Raw genomic sequence first — 20255 nt, forward strand, 5'->3', positions numbered from 1 at the left:
CTCAGCCCTCCAGCGGCGCGCAGGCGGCGCGCAGCCAGGAGGCGGTCTCCGGCTCCAGCTCCGGGCCGATCTCGGCCAGGACCCGGGCGTGATAGGCATCGATCCAGCCCCGCTCCGCCGGGGACAGCAGGGAGAGGTCGATCAGCCGCCGCTCATAGGGGGCCAGCGTCAGCGTCTCGAACTCCAGGAATTTCTTCTGCTGGTCGGGCTGGCTCGGCGCCTCCTGCACGAGGAGGAGATTCTCGATGCGGATGCCATAGGCGCCGGGCAGGTAGTAGCCCGGCTCGTCGGACAGGATCATGCCCGGCTGGATGGCGATCGGCTTCGCCGCCCGGCTGATGCTGACCGGCCCCTCATGCACCGAGAGAAAACTGCCGATGCCATGGCCGGTGCCATGGTCATAGTCGAGCCCGGCCTGCCACAGCGGCGCGCGGGCGATGGCGTCGATATGCGCCCCCGCCACGCCGCGCGGGAAGCGCAGCCGGGCCAGGGCGACATGCCCCTGCAGCACGCGGGTGTAGCGCTGCCGCAGCGCCGCGGGCGGCGCGCCGGGGCCGGTCCACAGGGTGCGGGTGACATCGGTTGTGCCGTCCAGGAACTGCCCGCCACTGTCGATCAGATAGCATTCATCGGCGCGGATCGGGCGGTTGGTGGCGTCCGTCGCGCGGTAATGGATGACGGCGCCATTCTCCCCGGCCCCGGAAATGGCCGGGAAGCTCTCCGCCCGGAACAGCGGCAGGTCGCGGCGGAAGCCGAGCAGCCTGGCGGCGGCGCTCATCTCCGTCTCGGCCCCGCGCGGCGCGGCGCCGGCGAACCAGGCCAGGAAGCGGGACAGGGCCAGCGCGTCGCGCCGATGCGCGGCGCGGGCGCCCTGCTGCTCCACCGGGTTCTTGCAGGCGCGCGGCAGGCGGCACGGATCCTCGCCCGGCTTCACGATGGCACCGGCGGCGCCCAGCGTGGCGCCGAACCAGATCGGCGTGATGTCCGGATCCAGCCGCACCGCCTGCCCGGCCAGCCCCTGCAGCACCCCGGCCAGCGCGGCGGGCGGATGGGTGGCGACGCTGTTGCCCAGATGCGCGCGCGTCGCCTCCGACAGCTTGGCCGGGTCCATGAACAGGTCGACCGAGGCATCGTCGCGCAGCAGCGCGAAGCCCAGCGGCAGCGGGGTATGCTCCAGATCGCCGCCGCGCAGGTTGAGCAGCCAGGCCAGCGAATGCGGGTCGGCCAGCACCGCCGCCGCCTCGCCGGCGGCGCGCAGGGTGGCGGCGGCTTCCTCGCGCTTCCCGGCCGAGTCGCGGCCGGCATACTCGGCCGGGTGCGGCACGGCCGGGGCGGCGGGCGGCGCCGGGCGGTCGGTCCACACCGCGTCCAGCGGGTTGGCCGCCAGCGGCACCAGGCTGGTGCCGGCGCCCAGCCGCTCCACCGCCGCCTGCGGGTGCAGCCAGGGGTCGTAGCCGATGCGCAGGCCGGCGGCGTGCTCGGCCAGCCAGTCCTGCGGCGGCTGCTCGACCAGGTGGCGCAGCTCCCACAGCGCCGGGTCGGTCTGCGCCGCGGCCTGGGTGGTGTAGCGGCCATCGGTGAACAGCGCGGCGCGGTCGGCCAGCACGATGGCCATGCCGGCGCTGCCGGTGAAGCCGCTGATCCAGGCCAGGCGCTCGCCGCTCGGCGGCACATATTCGCCCAGATACTCGTCGCCGCGCGGGATCAGGAAACCATCCACCCCGGCCCGGGCCAGTTCGGCGCGCAAAGCCGCCAGGCGCGCGGCCCGGCTGTCGGTTTGTGTCACTTCGATCAGCGTCCCGTTAAGAACATGTTTCCACAGGTTTCAATGCAAGAAGCGCATAGCTCAGCTGTAAGAGCAACGCTCCTGTTCGCACCCGCACAAGATTACACCTCCGTCACCGCACCAGGGGCGGGCGGTCGACGGCAGGAGCCAGTCCCGCGGACCACCCCGGCGCGACAATGGAACGCTAGACAATGGACGCCCGCATCACCAAGCCGGAGTTCGACTCCGCCATCCCCAGCGCTGCCCAGACCCTGGACGCAGCCCGCACCGTCGCCCTGGAAGCGATGCGCGCCCGGGATGAGGCGATCGGCCAGTGGATCCGCAAGGCCGTCACCTCCGCCTTCCGCGCCATCATCGACTACCCGCGCCGCCGCCGGGTCTATGACGAGCTGGCCATGCTGACCGACCGCGAGCTGGCCGATATCGGCCTGTCCCGCACCGACATCCCCCGCGTCTTCGAGGGTGATTTCGAGCAGAAGGCCCGCCAGGCCGCCAACGCCCCCGCCCAGGGCCGTCCCCAGGCGGCCTGAGCACCAGGGCGCGACCGGCCCGGATACGGCCGAGGCTGCGGCAGACAGGCCGCACCTCGGAAAAAAACGCATCCGGCCGGAAACCCCTCGCGCGCGCGCGTGTTTTGACCAGCAGAGAGACTACACCGGACCGGCGCTTCCTCCCCCCCCCCCGGCGCCGATCCGGACTTTGAGAAACCCCGCATCTCCCCCGGATGCGGGGTTTTTCTTTCGGCTGCCGGTCAGGGCCGGGACGGGAGGCGCTGCACGGCCACGGGACGCTTCGGCCCGGGGTTGCGGGCCGCCCGGTGCCGTGCCGGAGAGACAGGCGCAACCCGCACACAGTGCCGGGCCGCGCCAACCCCATGCCGAGGCCCGCTTTACCGGGAGACGGCGGCAGCCCGAAAAAAAGGTTTGCGGAGGACGAGGGCGGACCAGTGGCCCTGGTCGATGCGGCGTTCCAGCACCATGCCGGCGCGGCGATGCGCCGCCAGCACCATGCGCACCTGGGTGCCCAGCAACCCGGCCAGGATGGCGGTGCCGCCCGGCGCCAGATGGTCCGACAGCGCCTTGGACATGGCGCAGAGCGGCCGCGCCAGGATGTTGGCGAAGACCAGGTCATAGGTGCCGGCGCGCACGCTGCGGTGCTTCCAGCCATCCGCCAGCTTCGCCCGGAACTGGTTGCGCAGCCCGTTCATGTTGGCGTTGTCCTGCGCCACGCGCACCGACCAGGGCTCGATATCGGTGGCCAGCACCTTGCGGTGCAGCCGCTTCGCCGCCGCCATGGCCAGGATGCCCGAGCCGGTGCCGAGGTCGAGGATGCGCTTCGGCCGGCGATGCGCCATGCCCTCGAAGCCGATCAGGCAGCCGCGGGTCGAACCATGCTCGCCCGAGCCGAAGGCCAGCCCCGCATCCAGCCGCAGCACGATCTTGCCATAGGTGGTCGGGTTCGGCAGGTGGGTCGGGCGGATCAGCACGCTGGCGCCGATCTCCTGCTCGGGGAAGGCCTGCACGGTGCGGGCCAGCCAGCCATCGGCCTCGACCGGCGCGCGCTTCAGCTCCGGCGGCTCGATGCCCGACAGGGCGGCGGCCAGGATCAGCGCCGGCAGCAGCTCCTCATCCCCGGCGCCGATCTCGCGCACCGCCTCCAGCCCCCAGGTGTCGGTCGGGTCGTCCTTGAAATAGCCGACGGTGGGGCAGACGATCTGCATCGCCGCCTCGAAGGCGGGCACGGCATGCTCGGGCAGGCCATCGATCGTCAGGGTCTCGAGCAACTGGGGATGGCGGCGGTTCATCAGGCCTTTTCCACGAAACTGTCCAGAACGCGCTTCCGCCCCGCCTTTTCGAAATCGACGTCGAGCTTGTTGTCTTCCGCGTCCAGCACGCGGCCATAGCCGAATTTCTGGTGGAACACCCGAGTCCCGACCGGAATCGGCGCGGTTTTCGCGGGGCGTTCCGACACTTCCCACGAGCCGGCCTCGATCACCCGCGGCTTGCGGGCGATCAGCGGGAACTGGCCGGAGAAGGCGGAGGGCATCGCCGCCATGGGCTGGCGGCGCTGGCCGCCCTCCACCGTCACCTGGTCCGGCGGCAGCTCCTCCAGGAAGCGCGACGGGATGGCGCTGGTCCAGTTGGCATAGATGCGCCGGTTGGCGGCGTGGCTGATGGTGCAGTATTTCCGCGCCCGGGTGATGCCGACATAGGCGAGGCGCCGCTCCTCCTCGAGCCCCTTCTCGCCCCCCTCATCCAGCGCGCGCTGGTGCGGGAACAGGCCTTCCTCCCAGCCGGGCAGGAAGACCATGTCGAATTCCAGCCCCTTGGCGGCGTGCAGCGTCATCAGGCTGACCTTGCCGTCATCCGACTGCTCGTCATTCTCCATCACCAGCGCGACATGTTCGAGGAAGCCGGCCAGGCTCTCGAACTCCGCCATGGCGCGCAGCAGCTCCTTCAGGTTGTCGAGCCGGCCCGGCGCCTCGGGCGATTTGTCCTGCTTCCACATCTCGGTGTAGCCGGATTCGTCGAGCAGCGTCGCCGCCACCACCACATGGCCCTCGCGCGACAGCATCTCGCGCCAGCGGGCGAAGCCCTCCAGCAGCTCGTGCAGCGCCTGGCGCGGCTTGGGGCGCATGCCGCCGCTGGCCACCATGCCGCCGGCCGCCGCCACCAGCGGCACGCCCTGCTCCCGCGCCGCCTCGTGCAGCTGGCGGATGGCGGTGTCGCCCAGGCCGCGCTTCGGCGTGTTGACGATGCGCTCGAAGGCGAGGTCGTCGGCCGGCTGGTTGACCACGCGCAGATAGGCCATGGCGTCGCGGATCTCGGCGCGCTCATAGAATTTCTGGCCGCCAACGACACGGTAGGGGATGCCGAGCGTGATCAGCCGCTCCTCGAAGGCGCGGGTCTGGAAGCCGGCGCGCACCAGGATGGCGATCTCGGCCAGGCTCTGCCCGTCGCGCCGCGCCGCCTCGATGCGGGAGCCCACCATGCGGGCCTCCTCCTCCGAATCCCAGAGCGAGACCACCCGCACCTTCTCGCCGGCTGAATCCTTGCGCCCGGGGCGCAGCGTCTTGCCGAGGCGGCCGGAATTCTTGGCGATCAGCCCGGAGGCGGCGGCGAGGATCGGCGCGGTGGAGCGGTAGTTGGATTCCAGCCGGACGATGGTGGCGCCGGGAAAATCCTTCTCGAACCGAAGGATGTTCTCGATCTCGGCGCCGCGCCAGGAATAGATCGACTGGTCATCGTCGCCGACGCAGCAGATATTTCTTTCAGCTGGGTTCGGGCGCTGCGCCAGCAGCCGCAGCCAGAGATACTGGACCGTGTTGGTGTCCTGGTACTCGTCGACCAGGATGTAGCGGAAATTGCGGTGGTACTGCGCCAGCACGTCCGGATGGCCGCGCAGCACCTCCACCACATGCAGCATCAGGTCGCCGAAATCGGTGGCGTTGAGCTGCTTCAGCCGTTCCTGATAGGCGGCGTAGAGGCTGCGGGCGCGGTTGTTGGCGAAATCCGAATCCTCGGCCGCGGTGATGCGGGCCGGCGTCAGCCCGCGATCCTTCCAGCGCTGGATGATGCCCATCAGCGCCTGGGGCGGCCAGCGCTTCATGTCGACGCCCGACGCCTCCATCACCTGCTTCAGCAGGCGCATCTGGTCGTCGGTGTCGAGGATGGAGAAATTGCTGGTCAGGCCCACCAGCTCGGCATGCCGGCGCAGCATGCGGGCGCAGAGCGCGTGGAAGGTGCCGAGCCACAGCCCCTCCGCCGGATGGCCCAGAATGGCCGAGACGCGCTCGCGCATCTCGCGCGCCGCCTTGTTGGTGAAGGTGACGGCCAGCACCTGGTTGGGGAAGGCGCGGCGCGTCATCAGGATATGCGCGAAGCGGGTGGTCAGCACCCGCGTCTTGCCGGTGCCGGCGCCGGCCAGCACCAGCAGCGGGCCGTCCACCGTCTCCACCGCCGCGCGCTGCTCGGGGTTCAGCCGGGCCAGGTAGTCATCGGCCGGGTCGAGGCCGCGCGGCCCGCTCATCTCATAGGTCATTGGCAGGCCCCCACGGAACCGGCGGCGCAGCGCGTCTCCCCATCCACCCAGAGCGCGCCGTCCAGGGTGGCGGTGGACAGATCCGCGCCGTCCAGCCGGGCGCCGGTCAGCTCGGCCCCGGTCAGGTCGGCGCGGAAGAAACGGGCACCGCGCAGATCGGCCCGCACCAGCCGGGCGCCGCGCAGCGTGGCACGGGTGAATTCCGCGCCGCGCAGCACCGCGCCAGTGAAATCGGCCTCGCTGGCCTCGGCCGAGGTGAAGCGCGCCCCCGGCGCCTCCACCCCCGCCAGCCGCGCCCCGGTCAGCCGGCCGCGCGCGAAGCTGGTCTCGCGCAGCACGGCGCCGGACAGATCGGCGCCGGAGAGATCCCGGCCATCCAGCAGGCAGCGCCGCCAATCCACCGCGGGCGCGGGCGGGTCGGCGCAGCCGGCCAGCGCCGAGGCGGCCGGCCAGAGGACGGGACCCAGGGTCAGGGCAAGGAGAACCGGAAGGAGGATTGGCGCGCGCACCCCCTGGATATAGAACGAGGAGCGAACGCGGCCAACCGCTGGCCGCCGGGAGAGGGGGATTCGTCCATCCTGAGCCTGCCGATCCGCCTGCTGGAGGCCAGCGCGCGCCAGGGCGGCCTGCTGCTGGCGCTGGGCATTTTCGCCGGGCTGTTCATCCCGCCCCTGGCCGCCGCCCTGCGCGACGTGGTCACGCCCACGGTCGCCCTGCTGATGACGCTGGTGCTGCTGCGGGTCGACCCCGCCCAGGTGCTCTCCTATCTGCGGCGCCCGGCGCTGGTCGCCGCCCTGCTGGCCTGGCTGCTGCTGGCCTGCCCGCTGCTGGTCTGGGCGGTGGTCGCCGCCACCGGGCTGGACGGGCCGCTCGGCGCCGCCCTGGTCATCATGGCCACCGGCTGCGCCGCCACCTCCTCCCCTGCCTTCGCCCGGCTGGTCGGGCTGGATGGGGAGATCGCGCTGGTCGCCTCCCTCCTCTCCACCCTGCTGGTGCCCTTCACCGCGCCGCCGCTGGCGCTCGGCCTGCTCGGCATCGACCTGTCGCTCTCGGTCACCGCGCTGATGGCGCGGCTGGCGCTGGTGGTGGGGCTGCCGCTGCTGCTCTCCCTCGTCATCCGCCGGCTCGCCGGGCCGGCGCGGCTGCAGCGCTGGGGCCGCGCCGTGGACGGGGCGGTGGTGCTGCTGGTGGTGCTCTACGGATTCGGGGTGATGGACGGGGTGCTGGCGCGGCTGCTGGCCGAGCCGAGCTTCGTGCTCGGCGGCATCGCCCTGGCCTTCGCCGGCAGCTTCGCGCTGAACGCGCTGACGGCGCTGGCGCTGTGGCCGGCGGGCAAGCGCGTGGCGCTCTCGGCCGGGCTGCTTTCGGGCAACCGGAACATGGCGCTCTATCTGGCGGTGCTGCCGGCCAGCACGGATGCGCGAATCCTGCTGTTCTTCGCGCTGTGCCAGTTTCCGCTGTTCCTCAGCCCGTTTCTGCTGAAGAGTTTTTATCAGAAGATAAATTAAGGGTTCTTTTTTGAAAAAAAGAACCAAAAAACTTTTTTCAGTTGGCGTCCCGCCTAGGGCCTGAGGCGGGACGCCAAACTGAAAGAAAACTTCTTTTTCTTCAGAAAAAGAAGATTTTATGCTTTCGGCCGCGCGCCCAGGATATGCGCGATGGCGTAGCTCAGATCGGCCCGGTTCAGCGTGTAGAAATGGAACTCGTCCACGCCATTGGCCTGCAGCAGCCGCACCTGCTCGGCGGCGAGGGCGGCGGCGACCATGCGGCGGGTGTCGGCATCCTCCTCCAGCCCCTCGAACAGCTTGCCCATCCAGGCGGGGACCGAGGCGCCGCACATGGCGGAGAATTTCTTCACCTGGGTGAAATTCGACACCGGCAGGATGCCGGGCACGATCGGCACGGTGATGCCGGCGGCCAGGCAGCGGTCGAGGAATCGCAGATACAGCTCGGTGTCGAAGAAATACTGTGTGATGGCCCGGGTCGCCCCGGCATCGATCTTGCGCTTCAGATTGTCGAGGTCCTGCTCGGCCGAGACGGCGGTCGGGTGCGTCTCCGGATAGGCCGCGACCGAGATCTCGAAATCACCGATGCGCTTCAGCCCGGCCACCAGGTCGGCGGCATAGGCATAGCCCTCTGGATGCGGGGTGTAGCCCGCCTCGCCCGCCGGCGCGTCGCCGCGCAGCGCCACGATATGGCGCACCCCGGCCTCCCAGTAGCGGCGCGCCACCTCATCCACCTCAGCGCGGCTGGCGCCGACGCAGGTCAGGTGGGCCGCCGGCGTCAGGCTGGTCTCGGCCACCAGCCGCGCCACCGTGGCGTGGGTGCGCTCCTGCGTCGTGCCGCCGGCGCCATAGGTGACGGAGACGAAGCGCGGCGCCAGCGGCTCCAGCCGCCGGATGCAGGACCAGAGCTGCTGCTCCAGCGCCTCGGTCCGCGGCGGGAAGAACTCGAAGGACAGGGCCGGGGCGGGCTGTTCGCTCGGCACCGGCAACCCGGCCACGCGCGGGCCCGTCAGCCAGCGATGCAGCGTGCCCAGGCTGTCCGAAGCCCGGGCGGTCGAGGCGGCGTGGTCGGCGAGGTGGTTCATGCGCTACCCTTACTGCACGGCGTTGCAGAAATGAACGGGGCTGCGCATCTGCCCTGCGCACGCAGCGTTGTTCTGCCCAGCTTGACCTTTGGCTGTTCCATACATTCATCCCAGCATGTATGTAAGCCGCTCCGCCTGCCCCCGTCCCCCAACAGGACCTCCGCATCCATGCGCTCCCTCCGCCGTCCGCTTTTCGTGCTGCTCGGCCTGCTTGCCCTGTCCGGTTGCGCCACCCGTCCGCCGGCGAGCGAGCCGGAAGCGCTGGCGGAGTACGAGCAGAACAACGACCCGATCGAGCCCTTCAACCGCACCATGTATGCGGTGCATAACGGCATCGACACGGTGCTGCTGCGCCCGGCGGCGCAGGTCTACCGCTTCGTCATCCCGCAGCCGGTGCGTGGCGGCATCCGCAACGTGCTGGCCAATCTGCGCAGCCCAGTCATCCTGATCAATGACGGGCTGCAGGGCGAGACGCAGCGCTTCGGCACCACGCTGGGCCGTTTCCTGCTGAACACCACGCTGGGCCTGGGCGGCATCTTCGACGTCGCCAAGAATTTCGGCCTGCCCGCGCATAGCGAGGATTTCGGCCAGACCCTGGCGGTCTGGGGCGTGGGCGAAGGCCCCTACCTGTTCATCCCGGTGCTGGGGCCGAGCAACCCGCGCGATCTTACCGGGTTTGGTGTGGACATGGCCGCGAACCCGCTCACCTGGGTGCTGGCCAATGGTGACAACACGCTGGAGAACCTGGGTTATGTCCAGCTGGGGCTGACCGTGCTCGACACCCGCGAGGGGCTGCTGGACGCGATCGACAACGTCAACGCGACCAGCCTCGATCCCTACGCCACGCTGCGCAGCGCCTATCGCCAGCGCCGGCAGAACGAGATCCGCAATGGCGGCGACCGGCCGGCCCCCGCCAATGCCACGGGCACCGGCTTCGGCGTCGGCGCGGGGCTGAGCGACTGATCCCCAGGCTGGCCTCGCCCGCCCCCCGCAGCCAGCCCCGCGGCCCCCTGGGCCGCGCTCCGGCCGCAACGAGATGAGATTGGACAGGATGTACCGCCGTTCCCTGCTGGCCTCCGCGCTGGCCACCCCCTTCGCCCTCGCCCTTGCCGCCCCCGCCCGGGCGGAGATGGACATCAACCGCGCCGCCAGCTTCATCGAGAGCACCGGCCAGGAGCTGGTCGGCGTGATCAACGCCGCCAACCAGCCGGTGGCGCAGCGCCGCCAGCGCGTCGCCGCCGTGCTGCGTCAGGCGGTGGATGTGGAAGGCGTCGGCCGCTTCATCCTGGGCCGCTGGGTGGCGCACCGCCACCCCGGCCGAGCAGCAGGAATACATGCGGCTCTTCGAGGAGACGCTGATCCGCAACCTCTCCGCCCGCTTCGGCGAGTATCAGGGCGTGCGCTTCAGCCTGGGCCGCAGCCAGCAGCGCACCGAGGATGACGCGCTGGTCAACACCATCATCGAGCGCCCGAACAGCGCCGCCTTCAGCCTGGACTGGCGGGTGGGCGAGGTGAATGGCCAGCCCAAGGTGGTGGATGTGATCGCCGAGGGCACCTCGCTGCGGCTGACCCAGCGCAGCGAGTATTCGGCCGTGATCAGCCGCAATGGCGGCCGCGTCGGCGCGCTGCTGGATGCGATGCGCGGCCAGATCGCCGCGCTGGCGGCCCGCGAGGGGCGCTGATTTCACGCCCCGCCGCAGGGCCGGGACAGGGACAGGAAAGGGCCGGGGCGGCGACGCCCCGGCCCTTTCGCGTCTCCGGCGGCCCGGTTCGCCGGCCGATCCGGCCTAGCGCCGCTCCAGCCGCAGATAGAGGCGATGCCCGTCGAGGCTGGGGAAGACCCGCGCCGCGGCCAGCTCCGATGCCGGCGGCACCGCCGCCAGCCGCTCCATCTCCTCCGGCATGCGCCAGCAGGGACGCCAGCCGAGATAGGCCTCGAGCCAGGCGGCCTCGGCCGGCGGCGCGGCGGCGCTGCCCAGCAGCAGCGAGCCGCCGGGCTTCAGCGCGGCGAAGGCCGCGTCCACCAGCTGGACGGCGTTGCGCTCGCAGCCCGGCAGCTCGGCCAGGGTGATCAGGTCGAAGCAGCCGCGCAGATAGGGGCGCCGGATGAAATAGGGCAGGCCGCAGCGCAGAGCACGCAGCGGCAGGCCGGGCGGCGCCTCGCGCCGGGCGCGCGTCAGCGCATCGCCATCGCTGTCCTGCATCACCCAGCGGGTGATGGCGCGGCCCTGCGTCACCAGCTCCGCCTCCCGCAGATGCCCGGCGCCCAGGGTCAGGATCTCGGCCTGCGGCCGGCGCTCCGCCACAGCGTCGACGATGCGGGCCAGGAAGCGGGTCTGCGCCCGCAGCGCGGCGGGGTAGCCGAGCTGGCGCAGCGCCGCCGCCAGGTCGCGCCCGGCGCGGGAGAGCTGGGCCAGCACCGGCTGCACCGAGGCATGTTCCAGCAGCAGGTCCAGCGTCGCCGGGCCCGGGCCGGGGCCGGGCCGCGCCAGCCCCTCCCGCACCAGCGGCTCCTCCAGCATCAGCCTTTGCAGCGGATGGGCGCGCAGCGTGGCCAGGGCCTGCTGCCAGCCCGCCGCGTCATGCGCCGCGCGCAGCTCGTCGCACAGCGCCACCAGGCGGGCCAGGGCCTGCGGCGCCCAGCCCGGTTCCCAGGCCAGCTCCACCAGCGCGTCGAGAGCCCGGTTCAGTGCTCCGACATCGGACAAGCTCAGGTCCGGAAGGGTCGGGCAGAAATTCGTCGCATCGGGCATTCGCGCTCTCCTGGAGCGAATTGCAGCGCGGGGGAAGGGGTCCCGCATCATCAGAATAGGGGATGGATTGCCAGGAACTGGAACTGGTACCACCCCTTGCTTGCTTCGGCGATGGGCAGCACGGCCATTTCCTGCACCGGTCGCAGGCAGGGCCGGTTCCATTCCGCCCCCGCAAGGCCCAGGCCGCCGCCCGGCCCCGGCTGGTGCGCCATTTGCATGGCCTCTCCCGCACCACTGGAACGGGGCGGGTCGATTGCGCGCGGATGTGGAACTGATCGGCGTCACCAAGCGCTACGGCACGGCCGTGGCGGTCGAGGGCATCTCGCTGGAGATCCCGCCCGCCAGCTATTGCTGCCTGCTCGGCCCCTCGGGCTGCGGCAAGACCAGCACGCTGCGCATGATCGCCGGGCATGAAGAGGTCAGCGAGGGCGACATCCTGCTGGCCGGGCGCAATGTCACCACCCTGCCGCCGGCCGCCCGCGGCACGGCGATGATGTTCCAGTCCTACGCCCTGTTCCCGCATCTGACGGCACTGGAGAACATTGCTTTCGGTTTGCGCATGCGCGGTGTCGCCAAGGCCGAGCGGCTGGCGCGGGCGCGGGAGTTCCTGCGGCTGGTGCAGCTGGAGAAGATGGCGGAGCGGCTGCCGGCGCAGCTCTCGGGCGGGCAGCAGCAGCGCGTGGCGCTGGCCCGCGCGCTGATCACCAGCCCCAAGGTGCTGCTGCTGGACGAGCCGCTTTCCGCCCTCGACCCCTTCCTGCGCACCCAGATGCGCGAGGAGCTGAAGCGGCTGCAGCGCGAGCTCGGCATCAGCTTCATCCATGTGACGCATGGGCAGGAGGAGGCGATGGCGCTGTCCGACATCGCCGTGGTCATGGACCAGGGGCGCATCGCCCAGGCCGGCCCGCCGCGCGAGATCTTCGAGCGCCCGGCCAGCGCCTTCGTCGCCCGCTTCATCGGCGGGCACAATGTCATCGCCCTGCCGCAGGGCCGCTTCGCCGTGCGCACCGACCGCACCCGCCTGGCCGCCACCGGCGGGCCGGCGCCGGCGGCGGGCCCCAGCCTGTCCGGCCACGTCAGCGCCGTCGAGTACCAGGGCAGCGCCGTGCGCGTGGTGCTGCGCGCCGCCGATGGCCAGACCGCCGAGGCGCTGCTGCCGGATGCCGTGTTCCACGCCTCGCCCGTCGCGCCGGGCGAGGCCGCCACCCTGGGCTGGGAGGCGCATGAGGCGCACCCCCTGCCCCAGGGCGCCGCCTGAAGCGCCGCAAGAGCACAGAACAAGACTGGACAGGAGAGCGTGCGAATGAGCGAGACCAAGACCACCCTCACCCGGCGCGGCGCGCTGGGGCTGGCCGGCGCGGCGCTGGGCAGCGGGGCCATCACCGGCTTCCCCACCCTCTGGGCGCAGAACATCCGCAACGTGACGCTGCGGCAGATCGGCACCGGCGTCTCCGGCCTGAACCCGATCGCCGAGCAGGTGAAGAAGGATCTGGGCTTCACCCTGCAGCTGACGGTGACCGACACCGACGCCGTGGCGCAGCGCGCCGCCACGCAGTCGCGCAGCTTCGACATCGCCGATATCGAGTATTTCAGCATCAAGAAGGTCTACCCGACCGGGGTGATGCAGCCGATCGACACCAGCCGCATCAAGCTGGCCGACAAGATCGTGCCGATCTTCACCACCGGCAAGCTGATGCCGGATTCGGTGGTGGCGCAGGGCACCAGCCCCTATTCCGTGGGCTTCGTGCAGGACGCCAATGCGCGCGGCTTCGCCAGCCAGCGCACCGGGCTGATGACGCTGCTGCCCACCATCTACAATGCCGACACGCTGGGCATCCGCCCCGACCTGGTCGGCCGGCCGATCCGCAACTGGCGCGACCTGCTGGACCCCGCCTTCAAGGGCAAGGCCAGCATCCTGAACATCCCGGGCATCGGCATCATGGACGCCGCCATGGTGGCGGAAAGCGCCGGCCTGGTGAAATACGCCGACAAGGGCAACATGACCCGGGCGGAGATCGACCAGACCATCGCCTTCCTGATCGAGGCCAAGCGCGCGGGCCAGTTCCGCGCCTTCTGGAAGACCTTCGACGAGAGCGTGAACCTGATGGCCTCGGGCGAGGTGGTGATCCAGTCCATGTGGTCGCCCGCCGTCACCGCGGTGCGCTCGCGCGGCATTCCCTGCGTCTACCAGCCGCTGGAGGAAGGCTATCGCGCCTGGGGCTCGGGCCTCGGGCTGATGCGCCACCTGTCGGGCCTGCAGCTGGATGCCGCCTATGAATACCTGAACTGGTACCTCTCCGGCTGGGCCGGCGCCTTCCTCAACCGCCAGGGCTATTATTCGGCGGTGCTGGAGACGGCGAAGGCGCAGATGACCGAGAATGAGTGGGGCTACTGGATGGAGGGCAAGCCCGCCGCCAGCGACATCATCGCCCCCGACGGCAAGGTGATGGAGAAGGCCGGCGCGGTGCGCGATGGCGGTTCCTTCCAGGAGCGCATGGGCCGGGTGGTGTGCTGGAACTCGGTGATGAACGAGGACCGCTACATGGTCCAGAAATGGAACGAGTTCATCGCGGCCTAAGTATCCTGCCTGTGCGATTCACGCTTCCGGCGTGCCGCCTCAAGCGATCGCAAGGTTTAGTTAGCCTGTGCGATTCACGCTTTCGGCGTGCCGCCTCAAGCGATCGCACAGGCGGCGGGGTCCGGGGGGATCCTGTCCCCCCGGCGGGTGCCCCAAAGGCGCCCTTGGGGGGGCAGCGCCCCCTGGCCTGGGCCCGAGTGACGCGGAGCATTGATGACCCGATGGTTCTCCTGGCTGCAGGCCGCGCCCCTGGCGCTGGTGCTGGCGGCCTTCCTGCTGGTGCCGCTGGCCATGCTCGTCATCGTCAGCTTCTACGATTATGACAGCTTCAGCCTGATCCCGGATTTCGTGCTGACCAACTACCGGGAGGTCTTCGCCTCCCGCGTCACCTGGCAGACCTATCTGAAGACGGTGTATTTCGCCGGCATCACCTGGGCGGTGACGCTCGGCCTCGGTTTCTGGCTGGCGCCTATTTCCTGGCCTTCGTGGTGCAGAACCCGACGCTGCGCATGGTGCTGTTCGTGCTGTGCACGGTGCCCTTCTGGACCTCCAACCTGATCCGCATGATCGCCTGGGTGCCCTTCCTCGGGCGCAACGGCATCCTGAACAGCGCGCTGATCGGCATGGGCGCGATCGACCAGCCGCTGGAATTCCTGCTGTTCTCGGATTTCTCGGTGATCCTCGCCTTCGTGCATCTCTACACGCTGTTCATGGTGGTGCCGATCTTCAACACCATGATGCGCATCGACCGCAGGCTGCTGGAGGCGGCGCGCGATGCCGGGGCCGGCTTCTGGCAGACGCTGTGGTGCGTGATCCTGCCGCTGTGCAAGCCGGGCATCGGCATCGGCAGCATCTTCGTCGTCGTGCTGGTGATGGGCGATTTCGCCACGGTGCGGCTGATGAGCGGCGGGCAGAGCGCCTCGGTCGGGCTGATGATCAGCAACCAGATCGGGCTGATGCAGTATCCGGCGGCGGCGGCCAATGCGGTGGTGCTGCTGGCCATGGTGCTGCTGCTGGTGGGCGCGATGCTGCGCGCCATCGACATCCGCAAGGAGCTGTGAGCCGATGCCCGGACGCGCCGCGCGGCTGCTGCTCGGCAGCCTGTTCGCCCTCTTCCTGCTGTTCCTCTATGGACCCACGCTGACCATCACCATCCTCTCCTTCCAGGGGCCGGATGGCGGGCTGACCTTCCCGATGAACGGCGTGTCGCTGCACTGGTTCGCGCGGCTGTTCCAGCCGCAGGCGGTGGGCGATCTCGGCGCCTCGATGACCCGCACGCTGCTGCTGGCGGCGATGGTGACGGCCAGCACGGTGGTGGTCTCGCTCGCCGCCGGCATGGCCTTCCGCCGCCGCTTCGCCGGCAGCGCGCTGCTGTTCTACCTGACCCTGGCCAGCCTGATCGTGCCCTCGATCCTGGTCAGCCTCGGCATCGGGCTGCTGTTCAACCTGCTGGAATGGGAGCCGGCCTGGTATTCCTCGGCCTTCGGCGCGCAGCTGACCTGGACCCTGCCCTTCGGCCTGCTGATCATGTTCGCCGTGTTCAACCGCTTCGACCGGTCCTGGGAGGAAGCGGCGCGCGACATGGGCGCCACCCCCTGGCAGAGCTTCTGGCATGTGGTGCTGCCGATCATCGCACCGAGCGTGGTCGGCATCGCGCTGTTCGGCTTCACCCTGTCCTTCGACGAATTCGCCCGCACGCTGCTGACGGCGGGCAGCGGCAACACGCTGCCGCTGGAGATCCTGGGCATGACGACGACGGTGACGACGCCGGTGCTCTATGCGCTCGGCACCGTCTCCACCGCCCTCTCCTTCCTGGTGATCGGCGGCGCCATCCTCGGCGTGCGGCTGCTGGCGCGGCGGCGCGGGGCCTGAGGCTTCAGGCGCCGCGCAGCAGATCGGTGGCGCGGTGGCCCTCCGCCACGCCATCGATCAGGAACACCTCGCCGCGCAGATGCTCGCGCCGCAGCGGCAGGATGGCGCGATAGGCCGGCGAATCGTACCAGCCGCGCGCCCGCGCCCGGTCGGGAAAGGCGATGACGACCAGGTCGCGGCCGCATTCGCCCTCCAGCGCCTCGCGCGGGCCGCCATGGATCAGGAAGCGGCCGCCAAAGGGGGCGAGGGTGGCGTCGATCGCCGCCAGATAGGCGGCGATCTCCGGCCTCAGCGCCACCGGATGCAGCAGGCCCACGGCATAGCAGGTCATGATGGCGTCCCCTGCCCGGCTCAGGCCGGCAGGCCGGCGGGGGCGGCGGCCGCCTCCAGCCCCGCCAGCAGCGCGACGAAGCCGGCCTGGCCCAGCAGCAGCACCCAGCCGGGCGCGCTGGGCGAGACCAGGCCGAGCAGCGGCAGCGCCAGGCTGGCCAGCACCCAGAGCGCATTGCCCGCCACCGCCAGCGCCAGCCCGATCCGCGGCACGGCGGCGCCGCGCGCCAGCCAGGCAAGGCCGGCGGCGATGGGCAGCAGCGCCAGCCCGGCGCCGGTCAGCAAGGCGGGCGGCAGCCCGGTCCAGCCGCCCAGGGCGCCCGGCGCGGCCAGCAGCGCGGCGCCCATGGCGGCGCAGCCCAGCGCATCGAGGCGCAGCAGGGTACGGGCGGAGACGCGGATGGAGAGAGGCGACATGGCAGGCTCCTCGGCCGGATCGGCGGCGCGGGATGCGTCGCCTTGGGCCGATGCTCGGCGCATCGCCGGCCGCGCGTCGATGACCTCGGAGGTCATTGTCCGGCGGCGCCGGGGCTGGATAGCCTGCCGCCATGACCAGCCCCGACATCCCCACCGCCGGCGCGCTGCTGCGCCAGTGGCGCCAGCGGCGGCGCCTCAGCCAGATGGCCCTGGCGCTGGACGCCGAGATCTCCCAGCGGCATCTGAGCTGGCTGGAGGCCGGGCGCGCCCGGCCGAGCCGCGCCATGGTGCTGCGCCTGGCCGCGCAGCTCGACCTGCCGCTGCGCGAGCGCAACGCGCTGCTGGTGGCGGCCGGCTTCGCCCCCGCCTATGCGGAGCGGCCGCTGCAGGCGCCGGCCCTGGCGGCGGCGCGGCAGGCGGTGGAGCGTATCCTGCAGGGGCACAGCCCGCACCCGGCCCTGGCGGTGGACCGGCACTGGACGCTGCTCTCGGCCAATGACGCCATCGGCGCGCTGATCGGCGAGGTGGCGCCGGCGCTGATGCGGCCGCCGGTCAATGCGCTGCGCCTCAGCCTGCATCCCGACGGGCTGGCGGCGCGCATCCTGAACCACGCCGAATGGCGGGCGCATCTGCTGGCGCGGCTGGCGCATGAGGTGCGCGCCTCCTCCGACCCGGTGCTGCTCGGGCTGCTGGAGGAGCTGAAAGCCTATCCCGCCCCGCCCCAGGCGCGCGGCACGCCGGCGCCGGCGCTGGAGGAAGGCGGCATCGCCGTGCCGCTGCGGCTGGCCAGCCCGCTCGGGCCGCTCAGCTTCCTCAGTACCACCACGGTGTTCGGCACGGCGGTGGATGTGACGCTGTCGGAGGTGACGATCGAGGCCTTCTTCCCGGCCGACGAGGCGACCGCCCGGGCGATGGCGCGGCTGGTGCGGCCGGGCTGAGCGAGCCTCAGAACACCAGCCGCAGCCGGGCCAGGCCCAGCAGCGGGCGCGGCTCGTCCTGCGGGCGCTCGGCGGCGGTGGCGATCTGCCCATCCAGCGACAGGCGCGCGGCGCCGACCCGGCCGAGCGCGACGCCGCCGCCCAGGACGTAGAGCTGCCGCGTCTCGAAGACCGGGCGGCTGAGGCTGGAGAGCGGCAGGCTGCCGGCGAAGGCGATCTTGCCGGATTTCTCGCCGCCCAGCGTCGCCACCAGATAGGATTCCTTGCGCGCATAGGGCACGGCGCCGCCGATGGCGGCGCGCAGCGTGACGCCCTGGGGCAGCAGGCCGCGTGCCTCCTGCGCCGTGACCGGGGCGGCCGCCAGCGCCGGCAGCAGCGCTAGCGCGAGCATGGTGATGATGCGGAGCGGACCCATCGCGGCCTCCTTCAGCCTGGCCTTGCTCCTCCCTGGCCAGCGCTATCGCACCGGCCCGCCTTGGTTTCAACACAAATGTGGCAAATCTGCCTTATTTCAACCGCAATTCCGCCCATGTCATTGATCGGATAGGGAAACATTGTGGCAGGCAGCGCCCCGCAAGGCCCTGGACACGCATGAAAAAGGCCGGGGAGCTGCCCTCCCCGGCCGGTCCGTCGTCACGCGGATGGCGCCGCTCAGCCGCCCTGCTGGGCCGGCGGCGGCAGCGGGCGCAGGCTTTCATAGACCAGCATGCGGTGCCCGGCGCGCGGGAACTCCGCCACCTGGCGCATGCCGATATCCTCCAGCACCCCGCGCGAGGCCAGATTGTCCTCCCGCGCCACGGCGATGATGCGCGGCAGGCGGGCCGTGCCATGGCCGAATTCCAGCGCCGCGCGCGCCGCCTCCCGCGCATAGCCGCGGCCGCGGGTGTGCGGCCAGAGCGCGAAGCGCAGCGCCACGCCGCGGCCATCCGGCCGCTCGGCCAGGGCGACGATGCCGAGGAAGGTGTCGTCCTCCCCCTGATGCACCGCCCAGGTGCCGTAGCCGCGCACCGCCCAGAAGGCGATGTCGTCCTGCAGCTCCTCCTCGGCCTCGGCCGGGCTGCGGGTGCCATGCAGCATCAGGCCGAAGGCGGCCTCGTCCCCCTTCAGGGCGACGAGGTCCGGCAGATGCCCGGGGCCGACCGGGCGCAGCGCCAGACGCGGCGTGCGCACCGAATGCGGGGATAACACCCGCGCCAGGCCGTCCACGCGGCTACCGGGTGAGCGGCCGGTACTTGATCCGGTGCGGCTGATCGGCCGCCGCGCCAAGGCGTCGACGTCGATCGGCCTCATAGGCCTGATAGTTGCCCTCGAACCATTCGACGTGGCTGTCGCCCTCGAAGGAGAGGATGTGGGTGGCGAGGCGGTCGAGGAACCAGCGATCATGCGAGATGATCACGGCGCAGCCGGCGAAATCCTGCAGCGCCTCCTCAAGCGCGCGCAGCGTGTCGACGTCGAGGTCGTTGGTCGGCTCGTCGAGCAGGATGACGTTGTGCGGCTTGCGCAGCATCTTGGCCAGGTGGACGCGGTTGCGCTCACCGCCCGAGAGCACGCCGACGGGCTTCTGCTGGTCGCCGCCCTTGAAGTTGAAGGCGGCGGCATAGGCGCGGCTCGGCACGGCGCGCTTGCCCATCATGATCATGTCCTCGCCGTCCGAGATCTCCTGCCAGACGGTGCGCTTGTCATCCAGCGTGTCGCGGCTCTGGTCGACATAGCCGAGGCTGACGGTGTCGCCGATCTTCAGCGTGCCGCCATCCGGCTGCTCCTTGCCGGTGATCATCTTGAACAGCGTCGACTTGCCGGCGCCGTTCGGGCCGATGACGCCGACGATGCCGCCCGGCGGCAGCTTGAAGGACAGGCCGTCGATCAGCAGGTTGTTGCCGAAGCCCTTGCGCAGATCCTCGGCCTCGATGACCAGATTGCCCAGGCGCGGCGCGGGCGGGATCTGGATCTCGGTCGGGTCGGGCGCCTTCTCCTGGCTCTTGGCCAGCAGCTCCTCATAGGCCTGGATGCGCGCCTTGCTCTTGGACTGGCGGGCGGCCGGGCTGCGGCCGATCCATTCCTGCTCCTCGGCCAGCTGCCGCTGGCGGGCGCTCTCCTCCTTCTCCTCCTGCGCCAGGCGCTTGCGCTTGGCCTGCAGATAGGCGGAGTAGTTGCCCTCATACGGGATGCCGCGGCCGCGATCGACCTCGAGGATCCAGTTGGTGACATTGTCCAGGAAGTAGCGGTCATGGGTGACCACCAGCACGGCGCCCTGGTAGTCGCGCAGCGTCTTCTCCAGCCAGGACACGCTCTCGGCGTCGAGGTGGTTGGTCGGCTCGTCGAGCAGCAGCAGGTCGGGCTTCTCGAGCAGCAGCTTGCACAGCGCCACGCGCCGGCGCTCGCCGCCCGAGAGGTTGGTCACCGGGCTCTCGGCCGGCGGGCAGCGCAGCGCGTCGAGCGCGATGTCGATGGTGCGGTCGAGCTCCCAGCCATTGTTGGCGTCGATCCGCTCCTGCAGCTCGGCCTGCTCGGCGAGGAGGGTGTTCATCTCCTCCTCGCTCATCTCCTCGGCGAACTTCATCGAGATCTCGTTGAAGCGCTCGAGATCGGCGGCCAGCGTGCCGAAGGCGTCGCGGACATTCTCGCCCACCGTCTTGCTGGGGTCGAGCTGCGGCTCCTGCGACAGGTAGCCGACGCGCACGCCCTCCGCCGCCCAGGCCTCGCCACCGAACTCCCTGTCCTGCCCGGCCATGATGCGCATCAGCGTCGACTTGCCGGCGCCGTTCGGGCCGAGCACGCCGATCTTGGCGGTGGGCAGGAAGGAGAGCGTGATGCCTTTGAAGATCTCACGGCCGCCCGGGTAGGACTTGGTGAGATCCTTCATCACGTAGACGTACTGGTGAGCGGCCATGACCATACTTCCGGGCAGAGGTTCGGCCCCGGTTCTACCGGTCCGGCCCGGCCCCGCCAA

22 protein-coding genes are annotated in these 20255 nt (G+C 70.8%); 10 read left to right on the forward strand and 12 right to left on the reverse strand.

Features of this window, described 5'->3' with window-relative positions:
* Nucleotide 1: 1 nt before the first annotated feature.
* Nucleotides 2-1786, reverse strand: coding sequence for an aminopeptidase P family protein (locus QE401_RS12290; RefSeq protein ID WP_307138484.1), 1785 nt, complete (start codon nucleotides 1784-1786; stop codon nucleotides 2-4).
* Between the two features lie 191 nt (nucleotides 1787-1977).
* On the opposite strand from QE401_RS12290, the gene QE401_RS12295 reads away from it, so the two are divergent.
* Nucleotides 1978-2316 (forward strand): DUF1127 domain-containing protein, encoded by a 339-nt coding sequence (locus QE401_RS12295; protein ID WP_307138485.1) that lies wholly within the window; start codon nucleotides 1978-1980, stop codon nucleotides 2314-2316.
* A gap of 359 nt (nucleotides 2317-2675) precedes the next feature.
* On the opposite strand, the gene QE401_RS12300 is transcribed toward QE401_RS12295, so the two are convergent.
* The 3 genes from QE401_RS12300 to QE401_RS12310 are packed head-to-tail and all read right to left on the reverse strand — an operon-like array spanning nucleotide 2676 to nucleotide 6336.
* Nucleotides 2676-3590 carry a 50S ribosomal protein L11 methyltransferase gene (locus QE401_RS12300; RefSeq protein WP_007004023.1) on the reverse strand — a complete coding sequence of 305 codons (915 nt, stop codon included), beginning with the start codon at nucleotides 3588-3590 and terminating at the stop codon, nucleotides 2676-2678.
* Entirely contained in the window at nucleotides 3590-5815 is a 2226-nt protein-coding gene (locus QE401_RS12305) for an ATP-dependent helicase (protein WP_307138486.1), read from the reverse strand. Before QE401_RS12305 ends, QE401_RS12300 begins: the two co-directional genes overlap by 1 nt.
* Nucleotides 5816-5823: 8 nt before the next feature.
* Nucleotides 5824-6336 (reverse strand): pentapeptide repeat-containing protein, encoded by a 513-nt coding sequence (locus tag QE401_RS12310; RefSeq protein ID WP_307138487.1) that lies wholly within the window; start codon nucleotides 6334-6336, stop codon nucleotides 5824-5826.
* A gap of 183 nt (nucleotides 6337-6519) precedes the next feature.
* Here QE401_RS12310 and QE401_RS12315 point away from each other — a divergent pair, with 183 nt between their 5' ends.
* Nucleotides 6520-7335 carry a hypothetical protein gene (locus tag QE401_RS12315; protein ID WP_307138488.1) on the forward strand — a complete coding sequence of 272 codons (816 nt, stop codon included), beginning with the start codon at nucleotides 6520-6522 and terminating at the stop codon, nucleotides 7333-7335.
* A 116-nt stretch (nucleotides 7336-7451) separates the two neighbouring features.
* On the opposite strand, the gene metF is transcribed toward QE401_RS12315, so the two are convergent.
* On the reverse strand, nucleotides 7452-8417 hold the full coding sequence (metF, locus tag QE401_RS12320) for a methylenetetrahydrofolate reductase (RefSeq protein WP_307138489.1): 966 nt from the start codon (nucleotides 8415-8417) through the stop codon (nucleotides 7452-7454).
* A gap of 168 nt (nucleotides 8418-8585) precedes the next feature.
* Between metF and QE401_RS12325 the strand changes: the two genes are divergently transcribed.
* Both QE401_RS12325 and QE401_RS12330 read left to right on the forward strand, forming a co-directional pair.
* On the forward strand, nucleotides 8586-9380 hold the full coding sequence (locus tag QE401_RS12325; RefSeq protein ID WP_271137560.1) for an MlaA family lipoprotein: 795 nt from the start codon (nucleotides 8586-8588) through the stop codon (nucleotides 9378-9380).
* A gap of 371 nt (nucleotides 9381-9751) precedes the next feature.
* Nucleotides 9752-10099 (forward strand): MlaC/ttg2D family ABC transporter substrate-binding protein, encoded by a 348-nt coding sequence (locus QE401_RS12330; protein ID WP_307138490.1) that lies wholly within the window; start codon nucleotides 9752-9754, stop codon nucleotides 10097-10099.
* A 105-nt stretch (nucleotides 10100-10204) separates the two neighbouring features.
* Here the strand turns inward: QE401_RS12330 and QE401_RS12335 are convergent, their stop codons facing one another.
* Together QE401_RS12335 and QE401_RS12340 are read right to left on the reverse strand one after the other, a co-directional pair.
* Nucleotides 10205-11170, reverse strand: a complete 966-nt coding sequence (locus QE401_RS12335; RefSeq protein WP_307138491.1) for a hypothetical protein — start codon at nucleotides 11168-11170, stop codon at nucleotides 10205-10207.
* 50 nt (nucleotides 11171-11220) lie between these two features.
* Nucleotides 11221-11388, reverse strand: coding sequence for a hypothetical protein (locus QE401_RS12340; RefSeq protein WP_307138492.1), 168 nt, complete (start codon nucleotides 11386-11388; stop codon nucleotides 11221-11223).
* A 35-nt stretch (nucleotides 11389-11423) separates the two neighbouring features.
* Here QE401_RS12340 and QE401_RS12345 point away from each other — a divergent pair, with 35 nt between their 5' ends.
* The 5 genes from QE401_RS12345 (at nucleotide 11424) to QE401_RS12365 (ending at nucleotide 15620) form a co-directional block, all read left to right on the forward strand.
* Nucleotides 11424-12428: an ABC transporter ATP-binding protein gene (locus QE401_RS12345; RefSeq protein ID WP_307138493.1), complete on the forward strand. Its 1005-nt coding sequence runs from the start codon at nucleotides 11424-11426 to the stop codon at nucleotides 12426-12428.
* Nucleotides 12429-12473: 45 nt separating this feature from the next.
* Nucleotides 12474-13748 (forward strand): ABC transporter substrate-binding protein, encoded by a 1275-nt coding sequence (locus tag QE401_RS12350; protein WP_307138494.1) that lies wholly within the window; start codon nucleotides 12474-12476, stop codon nucleotides 13746-13748.
* A 213-nt stretch (nucleotides 13749-13961) separates the two neighbouring features.
* A complete protein-coding gene (locus QE401_RS12355; protein ID WP_307138495.1) occupies nucleotides 13962-14306 on the forward strand; it encodes a hypothetical protein in 345 nt (114 codons plus the stop codon).
* A complete protein-coding gene (locus tag QE401_RS12360; RefSeq protein ID WP_307138496.1) occupies nucleotides 14237-14809 on the forward strand; it encodes an ABC transporter permease in 573 nt (190 codons plus the stop codon). Before QE401_RS12355 ends, QE401_RS12360 begins: the two co-directional genes overlap by 70 nt.
* A gap of 4 nt (nucleotides 14810-14813) precedes the next feature.
* Entirely contained in the window at nucleotides 14814-15620 is an 807-nt protein-coding gene (locus QE401_RS12365; RefSeq protein ID WP_307138497.1) for an ABC transporter permease, read from the forward strand.
* 4 nt (nucleotides 15621-15624) lie between these two features.
* Here the strand turns inward: QE401_RS12365 and QE401_RS12370 are convergent, their stop codons facing one another.
* Both QE401_RS12370 and QE401_RS12375 read right to left on the reverse strand, forming a co-directional pair.
* On the reverse strand, nucleotides 15625-15951 hold the full coding sequence (locus QE401_RS12370; RefSeq protein WP_307138498.1) for a DUF1330 domain-containing protein: 327 nt from the start codon (nucleotides 15949-15951) through the stop codon (nucleotides 15625-15627).
* Nucleotides 15952-15971: 20 nt separating this feature from the next.
* Nucleotides 15972-16367 carry a hypothetical protein gene (locus QE401_RS12375; RefSeq protein ID WP_307138499.1) on the reverse strand — a complete coding sequence of 132 codons (396 nt, stop codon included), beginning with the start codon at nucleotides 16365-16367 and terminating at the stop codon, nucleotides 15972-15974.
* Nucleotides 16368-16498: 131 nt separating this feature from the next.
* On the opposite strand from QE401_RS12375, the gene QE401_RS12380 reads away from it, so the two are divergent.
* Entirely contained in the window at nucleotides 16499-17305 is an 807-nt protein-coding gene (locus tag QE401_RS12380; protein ID WP_307138500.1) for an MmyB family transcriptional regulator, read from the forward strand.
* Between the two features lie 7 nt (nucleotides 17306-17312).
* Here QE401_RS12380 and QE401_RS12385 read toward each other — a convergent pair whose 3' ends face one another.
* The 3 genes from QE401_RS12385 to ettA form a co-directional block, all read right to left on the reverse strand.
* A complete protein-coding gene (locus tag QE401_RS12385; protein ID WP_307138501.1) occupies nucleotides 17313-17720 on the reverse strand; it encodes a hypothetical protein in 408 nt (135 codons plus the stop codon).
* A 236-nt stretch (nucleotides 17721-17956) separates the two neighbouring features.
* Nucleotides 17957-18511, reverse strand: a complete 555-nt coding sequence (locus tag QE401_RS12390; protein ID WP_373461435.1) for a GNAT family N-acetyltransferase — start codon at nucleotides 18509-18511, stop codon at nucleotides 17957-17959.
* 4 nt (nucleotides 18512-18515) lie between these two features.
* Nucleotides 18516-20195: an energy-dependent translational throttle protein EttA gene (gene ettA, locus QE401_RS12395; RefSeq protein WP_307138503.1), complete on the reverse strand. Its 1680-nt coding sequence runs from the start codon at nucleotides 20193-20195 to the stop codon at nucleotides 18516-18518.
* Nucleotides 20196-20255: the final 60 nt, after the last annotated feature.

This window comes from Pseudoroseomonas cervicalis (assembly GCF_030818485.1).
GTDB lineage: Bacteria > Pseudomonadota > Alphaproteobacteria > Acetobacterales > Acetobacteraceae > Pseudoroseomonas > Pseudoroseomonas cervicalis_A.

Excerpts from the sequence above, each read along its gene's own strand:
- QE401_RS12295 (WP_307138485.1), top strand. The coding sequence starts at position 1,978 with ATGGACGCCCGCATCACCAAGCCGGAGTTCGACTCCGCCATCCCCAGC.
- QE401_RS12300 (WP_007004023.1), bottom strand. The coding sequence starts at position 3,590 with ATGAACCGCCGCCATCCCCAGTTGCTCGAGACCCTGACGATCGATGGC.
- QE401_RS12305 (WP_307138486.1), bottom strand. The coding sequence starts at position 5,815 with ATGAGCGGGCCGCGCGGCCTCGACCCGGCCGATGACTACCTGGCCCGG.
- metF (WP_307138489.1), bottom strand. The coding sequence starts at position 8,417 with ATGAACCACCTCGCCGACCACGCCGCCTCGACCGCCCGGGCTTCGGAC.
- QE401_RS12325 (WP_271137560.1), top strand. The coding sequence starts at position 8,586 with ATGCGCTCCCTCCGCCGTCCGCTTTTCGTGCTGCTCGGCCTGCTTGCC.
- QE401_RS12330 (WP_307138490.1), top strand. The coding sequence starts at position 9,752 with ATGCGGCTCTTCGAGGAGACGCTGATCCGCAACCTCTCCGCCCGCTTC.
- QE401_RS12335 (WP_307138491.1), bottom strand. The coding sequence starts at position 11,170 with ATGCCCGATGCGACGAATTTCTGCCCGACCCTTCCGGACCTGAGCTTG.
- QE401_RS12340 (WP_307138492.1), bottom strand. The coding sequence starts at position 11,388 with ATGCAAATGGCGCACCAGCCGGGGCCGGGCGGCGGCCTGGGCCTTGCG.
- QE401_RS12350 (WP_307138494.1), top strand. The coding sequence starts at position 12,474 with ATGAGCGAGACCAAGACCACCCTCACCCGGCGCGGCGCGCTGGGGCTG.
- QE401_RS12355 (WP_307138495.1), top strand. The coding sequence starts at position 13,962 with ATGACCCGATGGTTCTCCTGGCTGCAGGCCGCGCCCCTGGCGCTGGTG.
- QE401_RS12365 (WP_307138497.1), top strand. The coding sequence starts at position 14,814 with ATGCCCGGACGCGCCGCGCGGCTGCTGCTCGGCAGCCTGTTCGCCCTC.
- QE401_RS12370 (WP_307138498.1), bottom strand. The coding sequence starts at position 15,951 with ATGACCTGCTATGCCGTGGGCCTGCTGCATCCGGTGGCGCTGAGGCCG.
- QE401_RS12375 (WP_307138499.1), bottom strand. The coding sequence starts at position 16,367 with ATGTCGCCTCTCTCCATCCGCGTCTCCGCCCGTACCCTGCTGCGCCTC.
- QE401_RS12380 (WP_307138500.1), top strand. The coding sequence starts at position 16,499 with ATGACCAGCCCCGACATCCCCACCGCCGGCGCGCTGCTGCGCCAGTGG.
- QE401_RS12385 (WP_307138501.1), bottom strand. The coding sequence starts at position 17,720 with ATGGGTCCGCTCCGCATCATCACCATGCTCGCGCTAGCGCTGCTGCCG.
- ettA (WP_307138503.1), bottom strand. The coding sequence starts at position 20,195 with ATGGCCGCTCACCAGTACGTCTACGTGATGAAGGATCTCACCAAGTCC.